Source organism: Bradyrhizobium sp. ORS 375 (genome assembly GCF_000239775.1).
Lineage (GTDB): Bacteria > Pseudomonadota > Alphaproteobacteria > Rhizobiales > Xanthobacteraceae > Bradyrhizobium.
Window position 1 is genome coordinate 1 of the sequence record NZ_CAFI01000146.1, and the last position, 22,807, is coordinate 22,807.

General features: G+C 65.6%; 21 protein-coding genes. 12 read left to right on the forward strand and 9 right to left on the reverse strand.

Features of this window, described 5'->3' with window-relative positions; all coding sequences use genetic code 11:
- The 5 genes from BRAO375_RS12525 to BRAO375_RS12545 all read left to right on the forward strand — a co-directional run.
- Window positions 1-214: hypothetical protein (locus BRAO375_RS12525; protein WP_035640146.1), on the forward strand; the 214-nt coding region annotated here is incomplete at its 5' end.
- 12 nt (window positions 215-226) lie between these two features.
- The gene (locus BRAO375_RS12530; RefSeq protein WP_009027836.1) at window positions 227-1,639 is read left to right on the forward strand and encodes a TolC family protein; all 1,413 of its coding nucleotides are present in this window, start codon (window positions 227-229) and stop codon (window positions 1,637-1,639) included.
- Window positions 1,640-1,652: 13 nt separating this feature from the next.
- Window positions 1,653-2,984 (forward strand): multicopper oxidase family protein, encoded by a 1,332-nt coding sequence (locus tag BRAO375_RS12535; protein ID WP_009027837.1) that lies wholly within the window; start codon window positions 1,653-1,655, stop codon window positions 2,982-2,984.
- A gap of 47 nt (window positions 2,985-3,031) precedes the next feature.
- Complete coding sequence (locus BRAO375_RS12540; RefSeq protein ID WP_035640158.1) at window positions 3,032-3,493, forward strand: cupredoxin domain-containing protein; 462 nt, start codon at window positions 3,032-3,034, stop codon at window positions 3,491-3,493.
- Between the two features lie 148 nt (window positions 3,494-3,641).
- The gene (locus BRAO375_RS12545; protein ID WP_009027839.1) at window positions 3,642-3,938 is read left to right on the forward strand and encodes a copper-binding protein; all 297 of its coding nucleotides are present in this window, start codon (window positions 3,642-3,644) and stop codon (window positions 3,936-3,938) included.
- A 20-nt stretch (window positions 3,939-3,958) separates the two neighbouring features.
- On the opposite strand, the gene BRAO375_RS12550 is transcribed toward BRAO375_RS12545, so the two are convergent.
- The gene (locus tag BRAO375_RS12550) at window positions 3,959-6,034 is read right to left on the reverse strand and encodes a methyl-accepting chemotaxis protein (protein ID WP_009027840.1); all 2,076 of its coding nucleotides are present in this window, start codon (window positions 6,032-6,034) and stop codon (window positions 3,959-3,961) included.
- Between the two features lie 138 nt (window positions 6,035-6,172).
- Here BRAO375_RS12550 and BRAO375_RS12555 point away from each other — a divergent pair, with 138 nt between their 5' ends.
- Window positions 6,173-6,946, forward strand: coding sequence for a hypothetical protein (locus BRAO375_RS12555; RefSeq protein ID WP_009027841.1), 774 nt, complete (start codon window positions 6,173-6,175; stop codon window positions 6,944-6,946).
- Between the two features lie 99 nt (window positions 6,947-7,045).
- Here the strand turns inward: BRAO375_RS12555 and BRAO375_RS12560 are convergent, their stop codons facing one another.
- A complete protein-coding gene (locus tag BRAO375_RS12560) occupies window positions 7,046-7,609 on the reverse strand; it encodes a hypothetical protein (protein ID WP_244423176.1) in 564 nt (187 codons plus the stop codon).
- Window positions 7,610-7,631: 22 nt separating this feature from the next.
- Here BRAO375_RS12560 and BRAO375_RS37990 point away from each other — a divergent pair, with 22 nt between their 5' ends.
- Window positions 7,632-7,850, forward strand: coding sequence for a hypothetical protein (locus BRAO375_RS37990; protein ID WP_175345319.1), 219 nt, complete (start codon window positions 7,632-7,634; stop codon window positions 7,848-7,850).
- A gap of 134 nt (window positions 7,851-7,984) precedes the next feature.
- Here the strand turns inward: BRAO375_RS37990 and BRAO375_RS12565 are convergent, their stop codons facing one another.
- Together BRAO375_RS12565 and BRAO375_RS12575 are read right to left on the reverse strand one after the other, a co-directional pair.
- On the reverse strand, window positions 7,985-8,725 hold the full coding sequence (locus tag BRAO375_RS12565) for a metallophosphoesterase family protein (RefSeq protein WP_035640150.1): 741 nt from the start codon (window positions 8,723-8,725) through the stop codon (window positions 7,985-7,987).
- A gap of 668 nt (window positions 8,726-9,393) precedes the next feature.
- Complete coding sequence (locus tag BRAO375_RS12575; protein WP_009027846.1) at window positions 9,394-11,010, reverse strand: NAD(P)/FAD-dependent oxidoreductase; 1,617 nt, start codon at window positions 11,008-11,010, stop codon at window positions 9,394-9,396.
- Between the two features lie 1,047 nt (window positions 11,011-12,057).
- Between BRAO375_RS12575 and BRAO375_RS12580 the strand changes: the two genes are divergently transcribed.
- Window positions 12,058-14,289: a tetratricopeptide repeat protein gene (locus tag BRAO375_RS12580; protein ID WP_009027848.1), complete on the forward strand. Its 2,232-nt coding sequence runs from the start codon at window positions 12,058-12,060 to the stop codon at window positions 14,287-14,289.
- A 350-nt stretch (window positions 14,290-14,639) separates the two neighbouring features.
- Window positions 14,640-15,803, forward strand: coding sequence for a TAXI family TRAP transporter solute-binding subunit (locus BRAO375_RS12585; RefSeq protein WP_009027849.1), 1,164 nt, complete (start codon window positions 14,640-14,642; stop codon window positions 15,801-15,803).
- Between the two features lie 17 nt (window positions 15,804-15,820).
- Here the strand turns inward: BRAO375_RS12585 and maiA are convergent, their stop codons facing one another.
- Together maiA and BRAO375_RS12595 are read right to left on the reverse strand one after the other, a co-directional pair.
- The gene (gene maiA, locus BRAO375_RS12590; RefSeq protein ID WP_009027850.1) at window positions 15,821-16,492 is read right to left on the reverse strand and encodes a maleylacetoacetate isomerase; all 672 of its coding nucleotides are present in this window, start codon (window positions 16,490-16,492) and stop codon (window positions 15,821-15,823) included.
- Window positions 16,493-16,633: 141 nt separating this feature from the next.
- Complete coding sequence (locus tag BRAO375_RS12595) at window positions 16,634-16,981, reverse strand: MerR family transcriptional regulator (protein ID WP_009027851.1); 348 nt, start codon at window positions 16,979-16,981, stop codon at window positions 16,634-16,636.
- A gap of 87 nt (window positions 16,982-17,068) precedes the next feature.
- On the opposite strand from BRAO375_RS12595, the gene BRAO375_RS12600 reads away from it, so the two are divergent.
- The gene (locus tag BRAO375_RS12600) at window positions 17,069-18,079 is read left to right on the forward strand and encodes a zinc-dependent alcohol dehydrogenase family protein (protein WP_035640152.1); all 1,011 of its coding nucleotides are present in this window, start codon (window positions 17,069-17,071) and stop codon (window positions 18,077-18,079) included.
- Window positions 18,080-18,175: 96 nt separating this feature from the next.
- On the opposite strand, the gene BRAO375_RS12605 is transcribed toward BRAO375_RS12600, so the two are convergent.
- The 3 genes from BRAO375_RS12605 to BRAO375_RS36240 form a co-directional block, all read right to left on the reverse strand.
- Entirely contained in the window at window positions 18,176-19,102 is a 927-nt protein-coding gene (locus BRAO375_RS12605; RefSeq protein WP_009027853.1) for an alpha/beta hydrolase, read from the reverse strand.
- A 123-nt stretch (window positions 19,103-19,225) separates the two neighbouring features.
- Window positions 19,226-19,651 carry a hypothetical protein gene (locus BRAO375_RS12610; RefSeq protein WP_009027854.1) on the reverse strand — a complete coding sequence of 142 codons (426 nt, stop codon included), beginning with the start codon at window positions 19,649-19,651 and terminating at the stop codon, window positions 19,226-19,228.
- A gap of 199 nt (window positions 19,652-19,850) precedes the next feature.
- Entirely contained in the window at window positions 19,851-20,066 is a 216-nt protein-coding gene (locus BRAO375_RS36240; protein ID WP_009027855.1) for a DUF7336 domain-containing protein, read from the reverse strand.
- A gap of 83 nt (window positions 20,067-20,149) precedes the next feature.
- On the opposite strand from BRAO375_RS36240, the gene BRAO375_RS12615 reads away from it, so the two are divergent.
- Together BRAO375_RS12615 and BRAO375_RS12625 are read left to right on the forward strand one after the other, a co-directional pair.
- The gene (locus BRAO375_RS12615; protein WP_009027856.1) at window positions 20,150-20,470 is read left to right on the forward strand and encodes a hypothetical protein; all 321 of its coding nucleotides are present in this window, start codon (window positions 20,150-20,152) and stop codon (window positions 20,468-20,470) included.
- 1,313 nt (window positions 20,471-21,783) lie between these two features.
- Window positions 21,784-22,807: FHIPEP family type III secretion protein (locus tag BRAO375_RS12625; RefSeq protein WP_035640156.1), on the forward strand; the 1,024-nt coding region annotated here is incomplete at its 3' end.

Here is a 22,807-nt window from a genome sequence, read left to right on the forward strand (position 1 = left end):
CGGCGCATGCCTGCTGCTGGCGACCAGCCTCGCCGCCTGCCAGCCGCGCACGATCGCCCTTGCCGGCCCCGACCCGGCCGATCCCGCGGCACGCGTCGCGCCGGTGCGGACATCAGCGGTGACGTCGCCCTACACGCCGCTGCGCCCGGTCGCGCCATCCGCCTGGGGATCGCGCGACGGCGCTGGCCCGCCGCGCGCCGAACCGAGCCGCTAGGAGCCGGTCGTCATGCATGGGATCATCAGGCTCGCGACGCTGGCTGTCGTGACGGCGCTCGCCGGCTGCGCCTCGTTCTCGGGCGACGGCGGCATGAGCGTCGTCGCCGACATCACCAGCCGCACCACCGGCAAAGAGGTCGCGTCGGTCAGGACCGATGACGACGCCGAGCGCCTGCGGGCGGTCACCCGCAAGCTGCTCGCGCGGTCCTTGTCGGCGGATGCCGCCGTGCAGGTCGCGCTGTTCAACAACAAGGGCCTGCAGGCCGCCTTTCACCAATTGGCGCTCAGCGAGGCCGATGCCGTCGAGGCCAGCCTGCCGCCGAACCCGACCTTCTCGCTGATGCGCATCAGCGGCGACGGCGCGTTCGAGGCCGAGCGGCAGGTCGCCGGCGACATCCTGGCGCTCGCCACCCTGCCGCTGCGCTCGGAGATCGCGCGCGAGCGCTTCCGCCAGGCTCAGCTCAGGGCCGCGCTGGCAACGTTGCGGCTCGCGGCCGAGGTGCGCCGCGCGCATGTGCGCGTCGTCGCCGCCAACGAGCTGGTGGCTCTGTTGCTCGAGGCGCAGTCCGCCGCGGAGGCGACGGCGAAGCTTGCCGCCAAGCTCGGCGAGACCGGCGCGCTGAACCGTCTCGATCAGGCGCGCGAGCAGGTGTTCTATGCCGAGACCACGGCCGAGCTCGCCAGCGCCCGCCGCATGGCCTCGAGCGCGCGCGAGCGGCTGATCCGGCTGATGGGCCTGTGGGGCGACGATCTGAATTTCCGCCTGCCCGACCGTCTGCCATCGCTGCCACGTCGGCCGCTGACGCAGCCCTTCATCGAGCGCGACGCCGTCGCGCACCGCATCGATCTGCAGATCGCACGCCAGGAGCTGACGGCGCTCGCGGCCTCGCTGCAGCTCACCGAGGCGACGCGCTTCGTCACCCTGCTCGACCTCGCCGGTCTCGACCGCAAGACCGGCGAGGCCGATGGCCGCGTCATCCGCGAGCGCGGCTACGATGTGCAATTCCAGATCCCGATCTTCGACGGCGGCGAGGTGCGGGTGCGGCAGGCGGCGGAGACCTACAACATCGCCTTCAACCGTCTGACCGAGCGCGCCGTCACGGTGCGCTCCGAGGCGCGCGACGCCTATCGCAGCTATCGCGCGTCCCTGGAGATCGCCGGTCACTATGCCCGCGAGGTGCTGCCGCTGCGAAAGATCATCAGCGAGGAGATGCAGCTGCGCTATTCGAGCATGCAGGTCGACATCTTTGCCCTGCTGCTCGAGGCACGCCAGCGCCTCGCCTCGCGACGTGCCGCGATCGACGCGGTCAGGGACTTCTTCCTCGCCGAGGCCGAGCTCTCCGCCGCCGTCAACGGTGGCGCTGCCGCGGCCGAGGAACCGACACAGCAGACCGCGAGCGCAGTTGCGCCAAGCCACGAATGACAGGAGAGCCCGCATGTTGTCACGCCGAACCCTGCTCGGCTCCGCGGCGCTGGCCGGCGCGTCCGCCGTGTCAGGCCGCGTCCAGGCCGCCGCGATTCCGGAAGCCGCCACGATGGACAAGGCGGTGATGCAGCCGCCGCTGCATCCCTCTGCCGGCCCGGACTATCAGCCAGTGGTGACGCTGAACGGCTGGTCGCTTCCGTTCCGCATGAACGGCGACTGGAAGGAATTCCATCTCGTCGCCGAGCCGGTCACGCGCGAGTTCGCGCCCGGCATGACCACGCATCTGTGGGGCTATAACGGCCAGTCGCCGGGCCCGACGATCGAAGCGGTCGAGGGCGACAAGGTCAGGATCTTCGTCACCAACAGACTGCCCGAATACACCACCGTGCACTGGCACGGCGTGATCCTGCCCTGCGGCATGGACGGCGTCGGCGGACTGACGCAGCCGCACATCAAGCCGGGCAAGACCTTCGTCTACGAGTTCGAGATGAAGCACGCCGGCACCTTCATGTATCACCCGCATGCCGACGAGATGGTGCAGATGGCGATGGGCATGATGGGCATGATCGTCGTGCATCCGCGCGGGCCGCAGCCGCCGCCGGTCGACCGCGACTATGTGTTCGTGATGTCGAGCTATCGCATCGAGCCCGGCAGCTACCTGCCCAAGGTCAACGAGATGACCGACTTCAACATGTGGACCTGGAACGCGCGGGTGTTTCCCGGCATCGACCCGATGCCGGCGCGGCTCGGTGACCGCGTGCGCATCCGCATCGGCAATCTCACCATGACCAACCATCCGATCCATCTGCACGGCCACAAGTTCAAGGTGATCGGCACCGATGGCGGCTGGCTTCCCGAGGCGGCGCAATTTCCGGAGACCACCACCGACGTGCCGGTCGGCGCGGTGCGCGTGCTCGATTTCATCGCCGACAATCCCGGCGACTGGGCGTTCCACTGCCACAAGTCGCACCACACGATGAATGCGATGGGCCACGACATGCGCAACCTGATCGGCGTGTCGCGCAAGGAGCTCGCCGCCGCGGTCGGCAAGCTCGCGCCCGAGGGCATGGTGATGGGCCACACCGGCATGGCGATGGGCAGCATGGAGATGCCCGCGCCCGACAACACGCTGCCGATGATGACGGGCAATGGCCAGTTCGGCCCGATCGAGATGGGCGGCATGTTCACGACGGTCAAGGTGCGCGAGGGCCTCGCGCGCGACGACTATCGCGATCCCGGCGACTATCAGTTTCCGCAGGGCAGCGTCGCCTACGAGGTCGCGAGCGCGCCCGAGCCGGTGCGACGGGGCGAGAGCAAGACACAGACCCGCACGCCGCGTTGATGGCAGCGCGCGATGCATGGACAACCGACGATGATCAGGAGATCCCGATGAAGACTGGCTTCACGATCGGCGCAGCCTTCGCCGCCACGCTGACCGTCCTCGCGCCGGCGCATGGCCATGAGCAGCACGGACCGCGCGGCTATTCCGCCGGCGAGCCCGGCGATCCCAGGCAGCCGTCACGCACCATCGAGGTGCTGCTCAGCGAGATGGAGTTCACGCCGGCGCGGATCGAGGTGAGACGCGGCGAGCAGATCCGCTTCGTGCTGCGCAACGCCGGCAAGGAGGATCACGAATTCCTGCTCGCCACGAAGAAGGAGAATCTGAAACATGCCGCCGTGATGAAAAAGCATCCGCACATGGAGCACGACGAGCCGAACGGCGCGCGGCTCGCCCCGGGCAAGACCACCGAGCTGCTGTGGCGGTTCAGCAAGTCAGGCACGTTCGAATATTCCTGCCTGATCCCCGACCATCGCGACTACGGCATGACCGGCCACGTCACCGTCAAGTGACGATGCTCCGTCGTATCCGCGTAGCCCAGATCAGCGCAGCGATATCCGGGTTCGCCTCGATCGCGCGCGAGAACCCGGATGTCGCTATCGCTCATCTGGGCTACGCACCTACGCACCGCCTCTACGATTCAACACAAGGAGACGCACCATGAAAATATCGTATCAACTCACGACCGCTGCGGCGCTGGTCCTCGCTCTCATGTCCCCCGCCATCGCCGCCGACACCATCAGCGGCGACGTCAAGAAGGTCGACGAGGCCAACGCCAAGATCACCTTGCATCACGGCCCCGCCAAGAGCCTCGGCATGGACGAGGCCATGACCATGGTCTACCGCGTCAAGGATGCCGCGATGCTGAAGGGCCTCAAGGCCGGGGACAAGGTGAGGTTCGAGGCGCAGGAGGATTCGTCGGGCTACACCGTCACGAAGATCGAGAAGGGCAAGTAGACGTCGCGCTGCGCGGCGCCTCACGCCGCGCGCACCGAATCCAGGAAGCGCGCGACCTCCTGCTTCAGCCGGCTGCTCTGGCCGCTCAGCGACTTGGCCGCGGCGAGCACGTTGGAGGACGCCGATCCGGTTTCGTTGGCGCCCTGACGCACGCTGGAGATGTTGGCCGAAACCTCCTGGGTGCCGTGCGCGGCCTGCTGCACGTTGCGGGAAATCTCGCGGGTCGCCGAGCTCTGCTCCTCGACCGCCGAGCTGATCGCGGCGGCGATCTCCGACATCCGCGAGATCGTCTCACCGATCTCCTTGATCGCGCCGACCGACTCCTGCGTCGCGCCCTGGATGCTGCCGATCTGCTGGCCGATCTCGCCGGTCGCCTTCGCGGTCTGCTCCGCCAGCGCCTTGACCTCGGAGGCGACCACCGCGAAGCCCTTGCCGGCCTCGCCGGCGCGCGCCGCCTCGATGGTGGCATTCAGCGCCAGCAAATTGGTCTGTCCGGCGATCGCATTGATCAGCTCGACGACGTCGCCGATCCGCGCCGCCGCCTTGGCGAGCTCGCCGACCCGGTCGTTGGTGCGGCGCGCCTGCTCCATGGCTTCGCCCGCGATCTGTGCGGAGACCTTGACCTGACGGCTTATCTCGTCGACGGAGGTCGTCATCTGCTCGGTCGCCGAGGCCACTGAATGCACGTTGGTCGAGGCCTCGTCGGAGGCGCTTGCCACCACCGTCGCCAGCTCCAGCGAACGCCCCGCCGTGGTGGTCAGCGCGTCGGCCGCGTGCTCGAGATCCGACGTGGCCGAGGACACCACCTCGATCACCTCGCCGATCGCGGCCTCGAAGGCGCGGGTGAAGGTCTCGACGCGCTGGCCGCGCTCGATCTTGGCCTGCGCTTCCGCGGAAGCCGCGCGCTCGGCGGCCTTTTTTTCCAGCAGCGCCTCCTTGAAGGTCTGCAGCGAGCCGGCCATCGCGCTGATCTCGTCGTCGCGGCCGCTCTCCGGAATCGCAACCTCGTCATTGCCCTTGGCCATCTCGCCGATCACCCCGGTCAGCGCGATCACCGGCGCGATGACGCGGCGGCGCAGCAGCAGGGTGACGCCGATCAGCAGCGCAACGAGCGCGGTGACGACCACGGCGCCGACGATCAGCATCGTCAGGGCGCTGTCGCGCGCCGCCGTGGCCCGGTCGCGCGCTTCCGCGATGGTGGAGTCGCGCAGCACGAAGAAGCGCTCGATCGCCGGCACCACGATTTCGGCCAGCTGATCGGCATTGATCGAATAATTGGCGTCGCTCTGCCCGACCGCGATCTCCTTGTCGACCACCGCATTGGCGCGGCCGAAATACGCCTCGTTGGCCTCCTTCAGCGCGGCCGCGAGCCGTGGCGGATTGCCGAGCTGCTGCACGCCGGACTGCAGCCGATCGCGGTTGGTCTCGATCCGTCCGAGCGCGCGGTCCATGATGGTCTTTTCGGCCGGCGCAATCTGGCGGCGGGCGCTGAGCGCCGGCGACAACGTCGCCGCGCGGCCGCCGGCCGCGATGCGCAGGTCCTGCGCGGTGCGGGCGACGTTGAGCAGCGTGATCAATGACGCGTCGGTCGCGGCCACCCGGTCGGCCAGGCTGTCCAGGATCGGATCGATCATCGCGGCGACCTGGCCGACCCCCGGCAGGAAGCCCTTGACCACCGTCTGGTCGCGTCCGCTGAGCGGTCGCAACAAGGTCGGATCGATCGCACCGCGAATGTCGCTGAGCTTGGCGCCGGCCTCGACCAGCCCGTCCGCGATCGGCTTGCCGTCGCTCAGACCAGCCGCCGCCGCCTTTGCCTTCTCGAAGCTTGCATCCGACGCCTGCCTGATCTTCGCGATCCCCGCCATCTGCGTCTCGGACGCCGGCTGCTCCTGAAACAGCGGGCTGATATAGGGCGCGCGATGCCCGACCACCTGCTGCCCGAACGACAGCACGGCGCCGTACGCTTCGACCAGCTTGATCGCCTCGGTCCGGTCGACAAAGGTCCGGTACTGCCCGGCCACGTTCTGCGCCGCCGGCACGATCGCCAGAACCGTGACCGACAGCATCGAGGCTGCAAACAACCGACCGATCTTCATCGTGAGCGTCCATCCAGATTGATTTTGGATAAATCTGCCCGAACCGGCCTAAGCCTTGCTTAAGTGGAACCGACCCCGCATTCTTACGGGGTCGGGCAGGCTCGCCCGCGGCCCTCCACCTCATACCGTCGATCACAGATGCAGTCCCGATCTCTTGGCGTCCCGAGCGCGCTCGTCTTCGCCGCACTCGTCGCGCTTTGGCCGCACCCCACCACGGCTGGCGCCGGCTTTTTCGACCTGCGCACACTCTGCCAGCCGCTCGAGATCCATGACGGCGTCCCTCAGGAGAGCGCCTGCCTGAAGGAGCTGCCGGCGACGATCCGGCGCGACGGCCGCAAGCTGACGCTGGGGCTCGCCGGCGGCAAGACCAAGGTCATCACCGACGCCAAGGAATGTGAACCCGAGGGGCCGGAAGCCGACTGCATCAGCTACCGGCTGGTCGGACGGCTCGGCGACCGCCACTACATCGTTCTGGTCACTCCTTATGAGTGCTCCTACGTGATGCTGGTCAACCGCCGCACCGGCGCCGAGACCAAGCTTGGCAGCGGCCCCTTCCTGTCCCCGAACGGCAAGCGATTCGTTACCATCGATCCGCGCGACGACGGCAATTGCGGCATCGACTATCGGATCGGGATGTTCAGCTACGGTGACATCCCGAAGCTGGAGTGGAGCTACAAGCCCGAGGGCATCGAGCCATACGAGGTCGACACCTGGATCGGCGACAATCGCGTGCGCCTGCAGGCCAGCGACGAGGCCGGCAAGGAGGCGCCGACGGACCTGACGCGCACGGCGCAGGGCTGGCAGCTGAGGCGCCCGAACGGGGAGATGAGTCTGGGGACGGTGGGACAACCGGCCCCGGCCGAGGCACCGCGCGCGCCGTCATCTCCCGCCGCCCCGTCAAGCAGCCGTTGAGCTGGTCACTGCCGAAGCTGGATTGGACCGGATCGCAAGACCACCTCGCGTCGTCCCAGATCCGTGATCTCATCATGCATGAGCATCATGCCCCCCGTCTCACTCCCGGAAAAATGCCGGCAGGAAGTCGTCGAGGCTTTCCGTCACGACGCTGCGTGCGCCATTGCGCAAGGCAGTGCTGTTGGCCGCTTCCGCCGCGGACGCCGGGAACAACGTTCGATCGATCTCGCGATCGAAATCCTTCGCTGGCACGAAGACCCGCTCCAGCCTCGATTGGAAGGTTGCATAGGGATTTGGGCGAATGGCAAAGCTGTCCCCGTCAAAGACCGTCACGAAGAGATGAGCGTAGAGGTACGTCTTCTTGGTCAGGCTGGCCTGATAGACTCCCACTCCTGAGATCGGGGTCGTGTTGGTCGAAGAATATGCTGCGTGAGACGCCGTGATGACGACGTAGCGCCTGCATTTGGTGCTCCCCGCGATGCGCCGAACGATCTCCGTCAACTGGCGGCCGGGCGGCGGAGCCGGGCGAGACGGAGGATCGTAGAACGGATCGAATGCCCCCTTGGGATAGCTCAGGCGCAACACCGTCACGCCGGCCCCGGCTGCGGCGCGGACCCGTGCGGCGATGAGATCATCGAGACCCCAGCTCTCGACCGGCGCCACGAATGTCTCGGAGTCGAATGCAGTGAACCCGATCTTCCTCACCATGAAGCGGTCGGCAGCGGCAATCACTCCGATGCAGGGCCTGCTGGCCTCCGATCTGGGAGCTGCCATCGCCGGCACCCCAGCCAAAGTGGCCGAGACAAGACAAGTCAGTCCAAACACGACAGCTGCACACCGAACCATCTCGCCCCCCCCGACCGAAGCGCTCGCCGGAATTCTCCATGTCATTCTCGTCTCCTGACAAGTATGGCGGTCCGTCAAGTCCGCTTTGGGGCACAAGCTGCGCTAAACCGCTCGGGGGATCCACTTCCGGCTGTGCTCAGAGCGGACGTTCTCAATTCCATTGCGAAGGTCCGGAACGGGCCAGAAGCGGACCTACTCCCGCTGGACCCAACCGGTTGCAATCGCGTCCGACCAGGTACGCATTCCCTTGCTGCGCGCGAGTTCAGCCATCGGCGCGTTATCGTAGGGCACGTGGCGGATGGTCGCGAGCCAGCCCATTCTGGAGCGCTCCAAAATTGCGTAGCAAGCATGAGGCGCGCCGACCTCCACGACGTAAGGAACGGGCGTCCTCCCGTCGTAACCGGGCAATCCAACGCTGCCAGGATTTACGACAAGTCGTCCATCTCTCAAACGAACAACTCTAGGAATGTGAGTGTGTCCGCACAGGATGACCTGGGCGTTGATCCCCTCGGCTTCGGGCTCGATGGCCTCGATTGGGCTGGGGCGCACATCACCATCGCAAGTTATGTAGTCCAGCCAAAAGGCAGCGTCGTTCCTCGGCGACGCATGGCATAAGAACACATGGTCCCTGTACACCAGCGTGGACGGCATGCTTGCCAGCCAATCGAAGTGCTGGCGTTCAAGTTGTCGGAAATCGCTGCGGGTCGATGTGCCAGCCTGCAAGAGATCGACCAGGATTCGATCCTGATCGCCCCGCACTGACGGAAAGCCTCGGTCAATCAGTAGGTCCGCAGTTCCGGCCGCCTCCAACGGACCGCTGACGTGATCACCCAGGTTAACGACCTCGTTGATGCCGAGCGCGGCAATGTCGGCAAGTACGGCTTCAAGCGCCGGACGATTCCCGTGCACATCAGCGATTGCAGCAAATTTCATTTGGCCCTCCCATTCGAGACGGCCGACGACTCACGACATGCGGGGTGATGCAGGGTTAGCGGTTCTCTTTAGCTGCATTTTTAGAAGCGCCCGCAAGCTGAGTATCAAATCGGCGCGAATGAAGCATTACACAATCAACGCAGCGCAATCAAGCAACCGCCACGAAGTCTGCTCTGGGTCAAAAACGGCCTTCACGCCGTGCAACGAATCGCTTCCGGTTGTACCCCGATCGCGGACGTCGCCGGGGCCGACGGCAAGGTCCGCGAGGAGACTAAAGGCGATATCACATGCTTGGTCCGATATGATCAATGCGGGCGAACGGTCGGGGTAAACGACGTGGACTTTTCGGAGTGGATAAAGTTCGAAGCCGGTCGGATCGTGGAGATGGGGCTTCCACTTCCCGGGGAGAACCGCGCGGACTACATGCGCATCCAAATTGAGGCCGCTTTGCGCAAGGCGTTTGCTCACGGCAGCGATGGGCTTACTGAAACTGATCCGCCTCGTGCAAACTGGTAGACGCAGCTTCGGGTCAAAGCTGCCGTCCAGCCGCACGACATTTTACTTCCGGCTCTCCGCCGAGAACCGACATCACCTCCGACGACAAGAAGGTCCCAGACGAGCCAATAGCAGATACCGATAGCCAGTCGTCGGACCGGCTCTCCCGGAGGTCAGTCGACGACTATGCTCTTCGCCACCGCTTCCGCGATCTTGATGCCGTCGATGCCGGCGGAGAGAATTCCGCCGGCATAGCCAGCGCCCTCGCCGGCGGGAAACAGCCCTTTGGTGTTGAGGCTCTGGAACGTGCCGTCGCGCGTGATGCGAATGGGGGACGACGTGCGTGTCTCCACGCCGGTCAGAACCGCATCCCCCATATCGAAACCGCGGATCTTGCGGCCGAACACAATGAGCGCCTCGCGGATCGCCGCGATCGCATAGTCGGGCAAGCACGCAGAAAGGTCAGTCGGTGTGACGCCTGGCTTGTAGGACGGGATAACGCTGCCGAGCGACGCTGACGGTACGCCGGCAAGGAAATCGCCGACACGCTGCCCCGGCGCCGCGTAAGTGCCGCCCCCCGCAACAAACGCCGCCGACTCCCAGCGCCGTTGGAAATCGACCCCCGCCAGCGCCCCGCCCGGAAAATCGCGCGGGGTAATCCCGACCACGATACCCGCGTTGGCGTTGCGCTCGGCGCGTGAATACTGGCTCATGCCATTGGTGACCACGCGTCCAGGCTCGGACGTTGCTGCGACCACTGTGCCGCCCGGACACATACAGAAACTGTAAACGGCGCGATCATTGGAGGCATGATGGACAAGCTTGTAATCCGCAGCGCCCAGAACAGGATGCCCCGCGCGAGCGCCGAACCGCGCCGCATCGATGACAGATTGCGGATGCTCGATCCGGAAGCCGATCGAGAACGGCTTCGCCTCGACGTGGACCCCGCGATCCGCCAGAACCTGGAACGTATCGCGCGACGAGTGGCCGATCGCGAGCACGACATGGCTTGCTGCGATGCGCTCACCGTCGGACAGTATGACGCCACGGATGCGCCGCTCACCGTTGCTGGACGTCTCGATATCGAAATCCGCAACGCGGCTCTTGAAACGGTATTCCCCACCAAGCCCTTCGATCGTGGCCCGCATGTTCTCCACCATCTTCACGAGGCGGAAAGTCCCGATATGGGGGTGAGCTTCGGTGAGAATTTCAGATGGCGCGTCCGCCTTGACAAACTCGGTCAGCACCTTGCGGCCGAGGTGGCGCGGATCCTTGACCTGGCTGTAGAGCTTGCCATCGGAGAACGTTCCCGCGCCACCCTCGCCGTATTGCACGTTCGATTCTGGATCAAGCACAGAGCGGCGCCATAGCGCCCAAGTGTCCCTGGTGCGCTCCCGCACCACCTTGCCGCGCTCCAGAATCAGCGGCCGAAAGCCCATCTGGGCAAGCACAAGCGCCGCGAACAGTCCGCAAGGCCCGGCTCCGATCACGAGCGGCCGCACGCGCAGGCTTTCGGGCGCGCGAGCGACAAACCGGTAAGTCATATCTGGAGCGAGACCAACATCCTTGTCCTTTGCGAAGCGCTTCAGCACGGCCGCTTCGTCCTTCACCTCGACATCGAGCGAATAGACCAGCGCGATGTCGGACTTTTTACGTGCGTCATGGGCGCGCCGGAATATCGCGCACGAGAGCAAATGCTCCACCGGTATGCGCAACCGAGCGGCGGCCGCCTTCTTGATTGCTTCAGCCGGATGATCCAGCGGTAACTTGATTTCGGTCAGGCGAATCACTTGCACTCGCTACGAGTAGGTTAGAATTGCCATCTTGTAGCACAACAAAGGCACGGCGTATGACGCCATCCGTATCCGCAAGGCGACATGTCCGCTCTGGGTGAAAAGCTGCCCTAAGCCGCTCGGCGGTTCACCTCCGGTCGATCTCCGAGGGTCGACATTTTCAGCGCGATGGAAGCTGCCACGTGGAAACTCTCCACGAACAAGCCGACCAGATATGAGCTGATCCGAAGGATGCGTTCCAAGCTCCGCAATCTCGAGCAGAGCTCGCCCGGCGCAAGATTTCTCTTTCATTTTTTCCGAAATCATGTATATCTCGTCCCGTCCTGCTTCCGCCGGAGGGGCGTGTCGCGACCGTCACGAGACGTGGGAGGTGGGATGCGATGGGCGCAGCGGGTCGCAGCGTGGCTTTGGGCCGCGCGGACGAACGGGTCGTTGCGCACGGCGAAATCGTGCGGTCCTGACACCCCGATGCTGGTGTCCAGCGCAATGCGCCCAAGCGCATTGTCGCCATGGTGGCCAGAAAGCCCGGCGCACCAGGGAGACCACGTATAAAGCCGTTCCAACCGTCGCGCAGGGAAGGCCGGGTGTCTTCGGCCAGACCTGTGGTGACTGCCGCCTGCTTTCTTGTCTGCAGGCGGGCCACGGGCGCGGCCGGCGCCCGGCCTTCCCTGCGCCCTTCGTTCGATGCGAGGGCGAGCATGACGCACAGCTCGGGCGCGCACGCGCGGCGAGGCCGCGATGGTGTGCCCAATGAAATGACTCGGCAGAGGCCCGTCGATGCAGCGACCTTTACCGGCAATCTCACGTCCCCGTCCTTTCCGCATCCGCCGCGTTAACCTTTTGCTAACCATGCCGCGGGCAAGCTCCGCCGCGTCGCGTTGCGCGCGGCCGGCGACCGGACCACCACAGGACACACCCTTGGTCTCCGTGGCCTCGCTGCCGCCGGGCATGGCGGCGGCCCGGTTGCCGGCTGCGGCGCGAGGCGCAGGCGGCTGCGGCCGTTCGAGCGCATCGCCCATCCTGTCCGTCCGGAGACATGATCCCTTGAGCACCGTCGGTTCGCGCGCCTTCCAGAAGGCACGGCAGGAAAAGAAGCAGAAGAAGCTGGTCGAGACCCAGCTGACGGCGGCCTACACCGCGTTCCGCGCCGGACGCCAGGCGGACACCCAGGCGCTGTGCGCGAAGCTGTTGCAGGAGGTGCCGGACTGTTTCGACGCCATGCATCTGCTCGGGGTGTCGCTGGTGTCATCGGCCCGCTTCGCCGACGCCACGACCTTCCTGACGCAAGCCGTGGCGCTCGAGCCGAACTCGGCGGACGCGCAGTCCAATCTCGGCTGGGCGCTGGTGAATTGCGAGCGCTACGAGGAGGCCCGCGCGGCGCTGGAGCGGTCGCTGGCGCTGCGACCCAATGCGCCGATCACCTTGCGCAACCTGACCATCACCCTGCTGCGGCTGAAGCAGGGCGAGGCCGCGCTCGCGAATGCGGTGCGGGCGCTGGAGCTGAAGCCCGACGACGTCGATTCCTGGAGCAACCGCGCGGTCGCCGAGATGATGCTGCGGCGCTGGGACGCCGCCGCGGCCAGCGCCGAGCGCGCGCTGACGTTCAATCCGACGCATTTCGAGGCCATGGTCAATAAGGGCCTTGCGCATCTCGAGCTGCATCATTTCGAGCTGGCCGAAGCCACCTTCAACACCGCGCTTGCGGCGCGGCCCGCGCATGCCGAGCTGCGGGCGCATCGCGGCCGGCTCTACATGCTGTCGGGACAGACCGACGCCGCGGAAGCCGATTTCGACGCCGCGGTGACGCTGGATCCACAGCTGCAGCTGGGATGGCAGGGCAAGGCGCAGATCTCGATCCTCAAGGGCAACGTCGCGCAGGCGATGGCCGCCTGCCGGCGGGTGCTCGACGCCAACCCGGCCGCCCAGACCGCCCTCACCCTGCTCGGCGCCTGCCTCGGTCGGCTCGGCGACATCGCCGGCGCGGTCGCGCAGTTCGATCAGGCGCTGGCCGTGCAGCCGGACTATGACGAGGCGATCACCAAGAAGATCTTCTATCTCGACTTCCTGCCCGGCGCCGACTTCGCCGTCCAGCAGGCTACGCGGCAATATTGGTGGGTCGCGGTCGGCTCCAAATTCCCACGCCGCAAGCTTGCGCCGCGCTCGCTCGATCCCGCCAGACGCATCGTCGTCGGCTACGTCTCGGCCGACTTCCGCATGCACTCGGCCGCCTTTGCCTTCCTGCCGGTGCTGCGCGGACACGACAAGACCCAGGTGCAGGTCAACTGCTACTCGGCCTCGCCGCGGCACGATGAGTTCACCGCGCAATTCAAGTCGATCGCCGACGTCTGGGTCGAGGCCGCGAACCTCTCTGACGACGAGCTCGCCGACCGCATCCAGGCGGACGGCGTCGACATCCTCGTCGATCTTTCCGGCTATACCACCGGCACCCGCATGCCGGTGTTCGCCCGCAAGCCGGCGCCGATCCAGGTCACCGCCTGGGGCAGCGGCACCGGCACGGGCCTTGCGACGATGGACTACTTCTTCGCCGATCCGGTCACGGTGCCCGAGAACGTCCGGCCCCTGTTCGCCGAGCAGGTTCACGACCTGCCCTCGGTGATCACGATCGACCCGCTGCTCGACATTCCGCCGTCGCCTTTGCCGATGCTGCAGAACGGCCACGTCACCTTCGGCGTCTACAACCGCATCGACAAGATCTCCGACGAGGCGATCGCGCTGTGGGCGCGGCTGCTGACCGAGGTGCCGGACGCGCAGCTCGTCATCAAGCATCTCGCGCTCAACGATCCCCTGGTGCGCGACGGGCTGATCAGCCGCTTCGTCAGCGCCGGCGTGCCGGAGGCGCGCCTGCTCTGTCTCGGCGCCAGCGAGCGCAGCGAGCATCTGCGGTCGTATGAGCGCATCGACATCTCGCTCGATCCGTTCCCGCAGAATGGCGGCATCTCGACCTTCGAGTCGCTCTACATGGGCGTGCCGGTGGTGGCGAAGCTCGGCCTCGGCGCTGCCTCGCGCGCGGCCGGCGGCATTCTCACCGCGGCCGGCCTGGCCGACTGGGTCGCCGCTGACGATGACGGCTATATCCGCATCGCCAAGAGCTTTGCCGCGCAGCCGGAGCTGCTTGCGAAGCTGCGCGCCGAGCTGCCCGGCATGGTCGCGCGCTCGCCCGCCGGCGACGTCGCCAACTACACCCGCAGCGTCGAGGCCGGGTATCGGCAATTCTGGCAGGCCTATTGCGCGAAGGGAGGCAACGGAAACGGCTGATCGTCGTCAGGTCGATCGCATCGACGGTGTCTGGACGCAGAGCGCACCATTGCTCGCCGCGCGCCCAACAGCGGCTTCGGCCGCGCTGATCGCTACAACCAGAAGACGCAAAAGTTCCATCTGTGCCATTTTGACATTGCTTGGTGCGGCCAAGCGCCGATCTGAATGAGGCCGCCGCCGATAGGGCGAAATCAAGGATATGGCTTTTTGGTGGCGAGATTGCGCCGCCGCCTCGGCTGATTTCTACCAACCGGCGAGTAGTAGACCGCGCGTTTTGCGCAGGGATAATGCCGACAACCAATCGCCGGCCTCACCACCGCGGGGCAGCCGGCCACGGAGGAATTTGGGGCATGCGGGTCGCGTTGTTGTTGAGTTGCGTCGTTGCGATCGTGAGCTTGGCGGCATCGCCGCAGCCGGCAGGGGCACAGAGCACCAAGCCGGCAAGATCGGCCACCGCCGCCGCCGCGGGCGAAGGCGGCAAGCTGCAGGAATCAAATGAGTGGACGGTCGGCGTCGCCGGCGGCCTGCTCGAAGGCACCAACATCCGCTTCGCCGCCGAGATGGCCAAGGTGCTCGACGACCGCCCGAACCTGCGCGTGCTGCCGATGGTGACCTATGGCGCGCTCGGCAATATCGAGGACCTCTTGTATCTGCGCGGCGTCGACGTGACCATCACCTCGGCCGACGTGCTCGACGAGTTCGTCCGCAACGGCACGCTCGCCAATATCAAGAACCGCATCCGCTACATCTGCTCGTTCTACATCAACGAGATGCACGTCTACGTCCGCCCCGAGATCAAGACTCTGGAGGACCTCGCCGGCAAGAAGGTCTCGTTCAACACGGTGGGAAGCGCCGCCAATCTCACCGGCGGCATCGTGTTCGACCGCCTCAAGATCAACGCCGAAAAGGTGTTCATCAACAATTCGGTCGCCATGGAGAAGATGCGCACCGGCGAGATCGCCGGCGTCGTCCACGTCACCGGCAAGCCGACTGATCTGTTCGCCAAGTTCAAGCCGGAGCCCGGCTTCCATTTCCTGCCGGTGCCGTTTCCGCGCAGCCTGCAGGACTATTACGTGCCGACGCGGCTGACCTCGCAGGACTATCCCAATCTGCTCAAGCCCGGCGAGACCATCGAGACGATCGGCGTGCCGCAGGTGCTGGCGGTCTACAACTGGTCGCCGGAGACCGAGCGCTACCGCCGCGTCGCGCGCTTCGTCGAGTATTTCTTCAAGCGGTTCGATCAGTTCAAGCAGCCGCCGTTCCACCCCAAATGGAACGAGATCAACATCGCCTCGTCATTGCCCGGCTGGACCCGTTTTCGCGCGGCGGAGGAGCTCTTGGCCAGCACGCGTTCGCCGGAGACCGACGCCAGCGCGACCAAGCAGCAGTTCGAGCAATGGATGAACGCAAGGGCCACGACGGGCGGCCGGCGCCTCAGCGATGCCGAGGCGAAGGCGCTGTTCGAGCAGTTCCAGGGCTGGATGAAGCGTGAGGGCGATCAGCCGCCGCGATAGCCACTGGGGTGGCGCGGCTATGGCACCACGGGGTTGCGCCGCATCGCCGCCGGTGCATCCGGCTGCGCCAGCGGATGAGCCGAGGCGAACGCCGGCAGCGCCATCGCCGCCTCGAACACGCGCTGCACCGTCGGCATCGAGCCGAGCCCGAGGCCCTGGTTGATCGCAAAGGTGACGTGACCGGCGAGGCAGATGTCGGCCGTCGTCGGCGCGTCGCCATGCGCGAAGCGGCCGGTCGCGGCGTGGCCGGCGAGCTGCGCCTCGACCGCGCCGAGCATCTCGGCGGTCCAGTGCTTCAGCCAGGCGGCCCGCGCCGCCTCATCGACGTGCAGCACCTCGGCGAGATAGCGCTGCACCCGCGGCGTCGTCAGCGGATGCGCATCGCAGGCGATCATCGCCGCCAGCGCACGAACGCGGGCCCGCCCCTTCGCCTCATCAGGCAGCAGCGCCGGCCCTGGACAGGCCTCGTCGAGATAGTCGAGGATCGCCAGCGATTGCGTCAGCACGGTGCCATCATCGAGCACAAGCGACGGCAGCGCCATCTGCGGGTTGAGCGCCGCATAGGCACCGTCGCGATGCTCCCGGCGGTCCACGTCGACGGCAATCTGTTCGTAGACGACGCCCTTGATGTTGAGCGCAATTCGCACGCGAAAGCTCGCGAGCGAGCGCCAGAACGAATAGAGCTTCATGCCGATCCCTTTCGCTCGTCATCCGCCGTGGCGGTGACGTTGCCGCGCAATGCAAGACACGCCTCTCTGCCGCCAGATGACTGCTCTCGGCACAGCTGCGCAGATGAGCGCAAAGCTCTGGGCGCACGAAATCTCCCGCGATCAGTTCACGCTCGATATGAAGCCCGCGAGAATCGTCCGGCTCTGGCTTAGTGCCTCGATGCGTTGGTCGAGAAGGCCGACCTGCTGCGCCAGCAGTCTTCGCAAATTGTCGCAAGGTCTGAAGTCCGGACGGTTGTTCCGCACGCAGGGAAGCAACTGCTTGATCGTCTCCAGCGTCATTCCGGCGGAGCCAAGCAGCTTGATCCGGCGCACGGCTTCCTCTTCCGCCGGACCGTAGTCGCGATAACCGGACAACGTTCGTTGCGGCGCAAGCAGGCCCTCGCCTTCGTAGTACCGCAGCATCCGGACGCTGACGCCGGTCCTTCGGGAGAGTTCGCCGATCTTCATCTGAAAACCTCTTGACCCTGACAGCACTGTCAGACCTTACACATCGTGCTCGCCCAAGTGGAGTCCCCCCTTGTGCTGGGAGCAACGATGAAAGCCTATCATTTGAATGGCCACGCGGGTTCAGGGCGCCTGGTGCGCACCGACCTCGTCAAACCCGAACCCGCCAGCGGCGAGGTTCGCATTCGGGTCGAGGCGACAAGCCTCAACTACCGCGATCTCCTGATCCTCGACCGAGCGGGCCAAGGCGGCTTCGACGGCCGCGTTCCGCTCTGCGACGGCGCGGGCATCGTCGATGCCGTCGGCGCCGATGTCATCCAATGGCGGGCGGGCGACCGCGTGGCCGCCTCGTACTTTCGCGATTGGGTCTCAGGGCCTTTCAAGGCAAGCTATATTCCCTCAGCCCTTGGTAGCAGCACGATGGATGGCATGCTGGCGGAGTATGTGGTGCTCCCGGCGACGGCGCTGGTCGCCGTGCCGGAGCATCTCACGTCGATCGAAGCCGCGACCCTGCCCTGTGCCGGCGTGACGGCCTGGCACGGCCTGATCGCGCGCGGCGGAATGGGCAAAGGGAACACGCTGCTGGTCCAGGGAACCGGCGGCGTCGCCCTGTTCGGCCTTCAGTTCGCAGTCGCGCTCGGCGCCCGCGCGATCGTCATCTCGTCCTCGGATGAGAAGCTCGCCCGCGCCCACGCGCTCGGCGCCTCGATCCTGATCAACTACCGCGACACGCCCGATTGGGATGCCGCCGTGATGACAGCGACGGCCGGCGAAGGCGTCACTCATGTGCTCGAGCTCGGTGGACCCGGCACCTATGACCGCTCGCTGCGCGCGGTCGCCTCAGGCGGCAAGATCATTCAGATTGGCGTCTTGACCGGGTTCGGCCCGAAGCCCGACCTCGCCCGCCTGCAATGGGAGAATGCCGACATCATCGGCGTCACCGTGGGTTCGCTCGAACATTTCACGGCCATGAATCGCTTCCTGAGCGAACACGCGATCCATCCGATCGTCGATCGGGTCTACGACTTCGACGACGCTCCCGAGGCGTATGCCCATCTCCGGTCCGGATCGCATTTCGGCAAGATCGTCGTGAGTTTGTAGGTCCATGGACGGATCGACGGGAGCGCGCCGTGCCGAATCTGGGCAGATCTGGAGGCAGCGTGACCGTCGTGCCGTGCGGCGACGGGTCAATGAAAGTCACTTCGTGCCGATCATCTTGCGCAGCCAGGCGTCGACGATCCCAGTGGCGGGATGGCTGGGATCGCCGAGTTCGCGATTGATCTCCATGTGGCCGCGCAGTCCGGTGCCGCCGACGCCCTGGACCTCGGCCGGCGTGCCCGCCTGCACGAGTGCCGCGCCGAGCGCTTCGGACTGCGCTTTGCCATCGGCGCGGTCGACATGAAGAATCAGGAACGCCGGCGCATTCGGCTTTGCGGCCTGGAGGGTCGGCGACAGTGCCCGCTGTCGCGCAGGCTCGGTGCCGAACGCCTGGATGTAGGTATCGAGCATGAAGCGGCCGCTGTCGGCGAGCTGGCGCGCCACGTCGTAGCAGGCGCCGTCCAGAGCGATGATGCCGCTCACGTCGCGCAACGACAGCCCGGCTGCCGTGAAATAGCGCGGATCAGTCCCGACCAGCGACACCAGATGCGCGCCGGCGCTGTGGCCCATCAGCACGATGCGCGAAGGATCGATCCCCAACTGCCGGGCATTGCTGCGCAACCACGCCAGCGCCGCGGCGACGTCAGCCGCCTGCTGCTCGACCGTCGCAGCCGGCACCAGCCGATAGTCGATCGAGGCAAAGGCGTAGCCCTGCGCGAGCAAGTGCTCGACCTTCGCGGCTCCCGTCGCGTTGCGCTTGTCGCCCCGCTTCCAACCGCCGCCATGCACGAACACGACCAGCGGCGCGGCCGCGCCTCCCCGCGCCTGCCAGAAGTCGAGCTTCTGCAGCGGATCGGCGCCATAGGCATGTTCGGTCGCCGGTGCGGTTTGGCGCCCGGCCTCGCGCGCCGCCATGCGCGCCTGCAGCCGCTCCAGAAAGGGACCTGCGAGTGCAGGTGAAAGAAAGAAGGGCTGCTGCAGCCACAGGCCCGCAGCTAATAAACCCGCAAGTGTCGGACGCAACATCGAGAGCTCCATCGTCATCAGACGATAACAGCACGTGTTGCTTAAAGAAGGCCGCACGCGGCGTTGTTACAAAATGTCACGAACGATGACGCCCGCGAAACCACGGGGAGGCGCCAGCCGTTGCTATATCGCGGAAGGTGACCTGCCGACCGCCTGCCGCAAATAATACGCAGGCCCGATCCCCTCGACATTGACCACTTCAAAGCCGCGCTTTTCCAGGAAGCCACGCAGCTTGAGGTTCGGGTGCGCGCAGTTGATCGCATGAACCACCCATTCGACGGCATCCAGGCCACGCTGCCGCGCAAATCGTTCGGCCAGCCGCGACAACACCGGCAGCACACCTTCGCCGCCCCCGTCGATCTGCGCGAGCTCCACGATCAGCGCGCCGGAACGCAATCTGATCTGGGCGAGTATTTCCGCGGAGCCGGCGCTGAAGACGACCGGACCAACGGCAATCAAGGCGGCGATGTGCTCGTCCGGAAGCGTCAGTATTTCGTCCGGGGTCAGACCTTCGATCAAGATCCGTTTTGACAGGAGCGGCTGCTGCACTTGACCCCGCCTTTCACTCGCCGTTGATCACTGTCGTCACGGGAGCGTCTCAGCTTACGCGATGGTCCTTCAGATCATGCAGAGTTGGATTGTCCCGAGACTGGCGACCCATGCAGACGCAAAAGCGTCCGCGGCAAGTCCGGTTGGAGATCACCGTGCAGCGCCGAGACCATGGACTGGCTTGCGCGGATCATCGGGCCTACCGCGCCGCAAAGCCTTCGCTCCACGCATCCCTGTCAACTTCGTATTCGCTGACGAGGAAGCCATCAGGATGGTCGCGAAAGCCTTCGAACTGAAGCTTTCGCATTTTGGCAGCATTGGCTTCATCGGCGCTGCTGTAGACGCCGACGAGCTTGTCTTCGGTCTCGTCACCATCGAGCGGGCGGGCGTGCCAAAGTAGAAAAACCGTACGCATTCGTGTATTCCTCGATTTCGATACGTCACAGCGAACGAGCCAGGTTGGTTGTCCGAGCCCTGAGCGACGCCTAAGCTTCGATCATGAAGATTGCATTCTCGATCGCAGCCAGCGCAAGACGTCGAATCGAGGCCTTGGTCGACGCGCTCAAGAGACAGAACGGACTTCCCGAGGTGATCCCGGCCGTGATGTGGCTCGACGCCGACTTGAACCCGGATATCGCGACATCCCGGGTCGTCATTGGCTTCTATGACAATCGGGCCGACATCATCGACGACATCACCGTGGAGGATGGCTTCGCGTTCGTGCTTGCCGTCACGCGGGACGATGAGCGGTTGTTCGATGGACAAGAACTGCACTACATCGATGATGCCTTCGTCCTGAAGCAGCGCCGGACACACTGACACGCAGACATCCATAGCCCCGTCTAACGTCTGCGGACTGTAGCGAAAACTCTCTCCCCATTGGCTCGGCCAATCGTCTCTCGACGCGCGCCTGGCGAACGCCGGACTTCGTCGCGCTCGGATGGGGCTCGTCGACGACAGGCCGGTCGACGTCAAGGCGCGCCGCAGCCCGAACCCATCGCACTTTTTGGTTTGCCGAATTTTCTTATTTCATTTTTTCCGAAACAATGTATATCTCGTCCCGTCCTGCTTCCGCCGGAGGGGCGTGTCGCGACCGTCACGAGACGTGGGAGGTGGGATGCGATGGGCGCAGCGAATCGCAGCGTGGCCTCTAGCTGCGCGGACGAACGGTTCGTTGCGCACGGCGAAGTCGTGCGGTCCTGATACCCCGACGCTGGTATCAAGCAGGTGGCGGTGCTCGCGCATCACGCCAGCGATGGTGGCCAACAAGCCCGGCGCACCAGGGAGACCACGTATAAGCCGTTCCAACCGTCGCGCAGGGAAGGCCGGGTGTTTCGGCCAGACCTGTGGTGACTGCCGCCTGCTTTCTGTTTTGCAGGCGGGCCACGGGCGCGGCCAGCGCCCGGCCTTCCCTGCGCCCTCCTTTGTGTCGAGGGCGGATCTGATCGCACAACTCGGGCGCCATGCGCCGCGGGAGATGATGGCGCATGTCTGCGAGACGCATGCCTTCGGACAGTCGGAGTGCCGAGCGGCGGCACGGGCCTCATGGTTCGAGACGCCGCTGCGCGGCTCCTCACCACGAGGTCTTGGCACCCAACAGGGTCCTGCACATCGACCATGGACACGCCGACCGGCGTGTCCGTGGAGAGGGTTTGGTTCGGAGACCGGCGCTTCACTTTTTTCACGCGAGGTTGGCTCATGGCGGAGGGCGCGCAGCAGGCGACATGCTTCGAGCCGTACAACGCAGCCCCTCCCCTCACCCTGAGGAGACCGCCGGAGGCGGTCGTCTCGAAGGGCGAGGCCCGGACGTCGGCCTCATGGTTCGAGACGCGCCTTCGGCGCTCCTCGCCACGAGGAGCAATCCCCGCAAGCCGGAGCGGCTGACTGACCATGCGTCAGGAGCGCACATCCCGCCTCCCCGCAACCTTTCGTTAACCGCCGTTAACCGAACGCTAACCATACACCGGGCAAAAATTGCCGAGTGGAATGTGCGTGTCGTGATTGGGTGCAGTTGACGGGGGAGAGCTTCCGTGGACGCCAGCGCGGTACCTCAGTTTCGGAACGGTGGCCCTGTGGCCGCCGCGCAGTCGTTTGGGGCCGGCAAACGCGGCCCTCGGGAAGGGGCGAAAGCCATGGTCGACGTTACGGCGGGTCAGGGATCCGGCTCTCCGGCCGGCGGGTTCTCATTCGGCGATCTGAAGACGCTGATCCTGCGCGGCGACATCGCGCTGGCGCTCGGCATCCTCACCATCCTGGTGGTGCTGATCCTGCCGCTGCCCTCGCTGGTGCTCGACTTGTTCCTGGCGATCTCGATCACCCTGTCGATCCTGATTCTGATGACCGCCCTGTTCATCCAGGCACCGCTGGAATTCTCGTCGTTTCCGACCATCCTGCTGATCTCGACGATGCTGCGACTGTCGCTGAACCTGGCCTCGACCCGGCTGATCCTGTCGCGGGGCCATGAGGGCACCGATGCGGCCGGCCACGTCATCGAGGCGTTCGGCAATTTCGTGATGGGTGGCAACTTCGTCATCGGCATCATCGTGTTCGCGATCCTGGTGACGGTGAACTTCGTCGTGATCACCAAGGGTTCGGGCCGCATCGCCGAGGTCGCGGCACGCTTCCATCTGGACTCCATGCCCGGCAAGCAGATGGCGATCGACGCCGACCTCTCCGCCGGTCTGATCGACGAGAAGGTCGCAAAAGTCCGGCGCAAGGAGCTGGAGGACGAAAGTGGCTTTTTCGGCGCGATGGACGGTGCCTCGAAATTCGTTCGCGGCGACGCGGTCGCCGGCCTGCTCGTCGTGTTCATCAACATCATCGGCGGGATCATCATCGGCGTCGCTCAGCAGGGCCTGGGTTTTGCCGAGGCCGCCCGCACCTACACCACGCTGACCGTCGGCGACGGCCTGGTCACCCAGGTGCCGGCGCTGATCGTCTCCACCGCGGCCGGCCTGCTCGTCTCCAAGGCCGGCGTCACCGGCGCCGCCGACAAGGCGCTGATCAAGCAGTTCTCCGGCTATCCGCAGGCGCTCGGCATGTCCGCCGCCGTCATGCTGGTGCTGGCGCTGCTGCCGGGCATTCCGACCATCCCCTTCCTCGCGCTCGGCGGCGGCGCCGCCGCGCTGGCGCTGAAGGCGCGCCGGCACAAGGAAG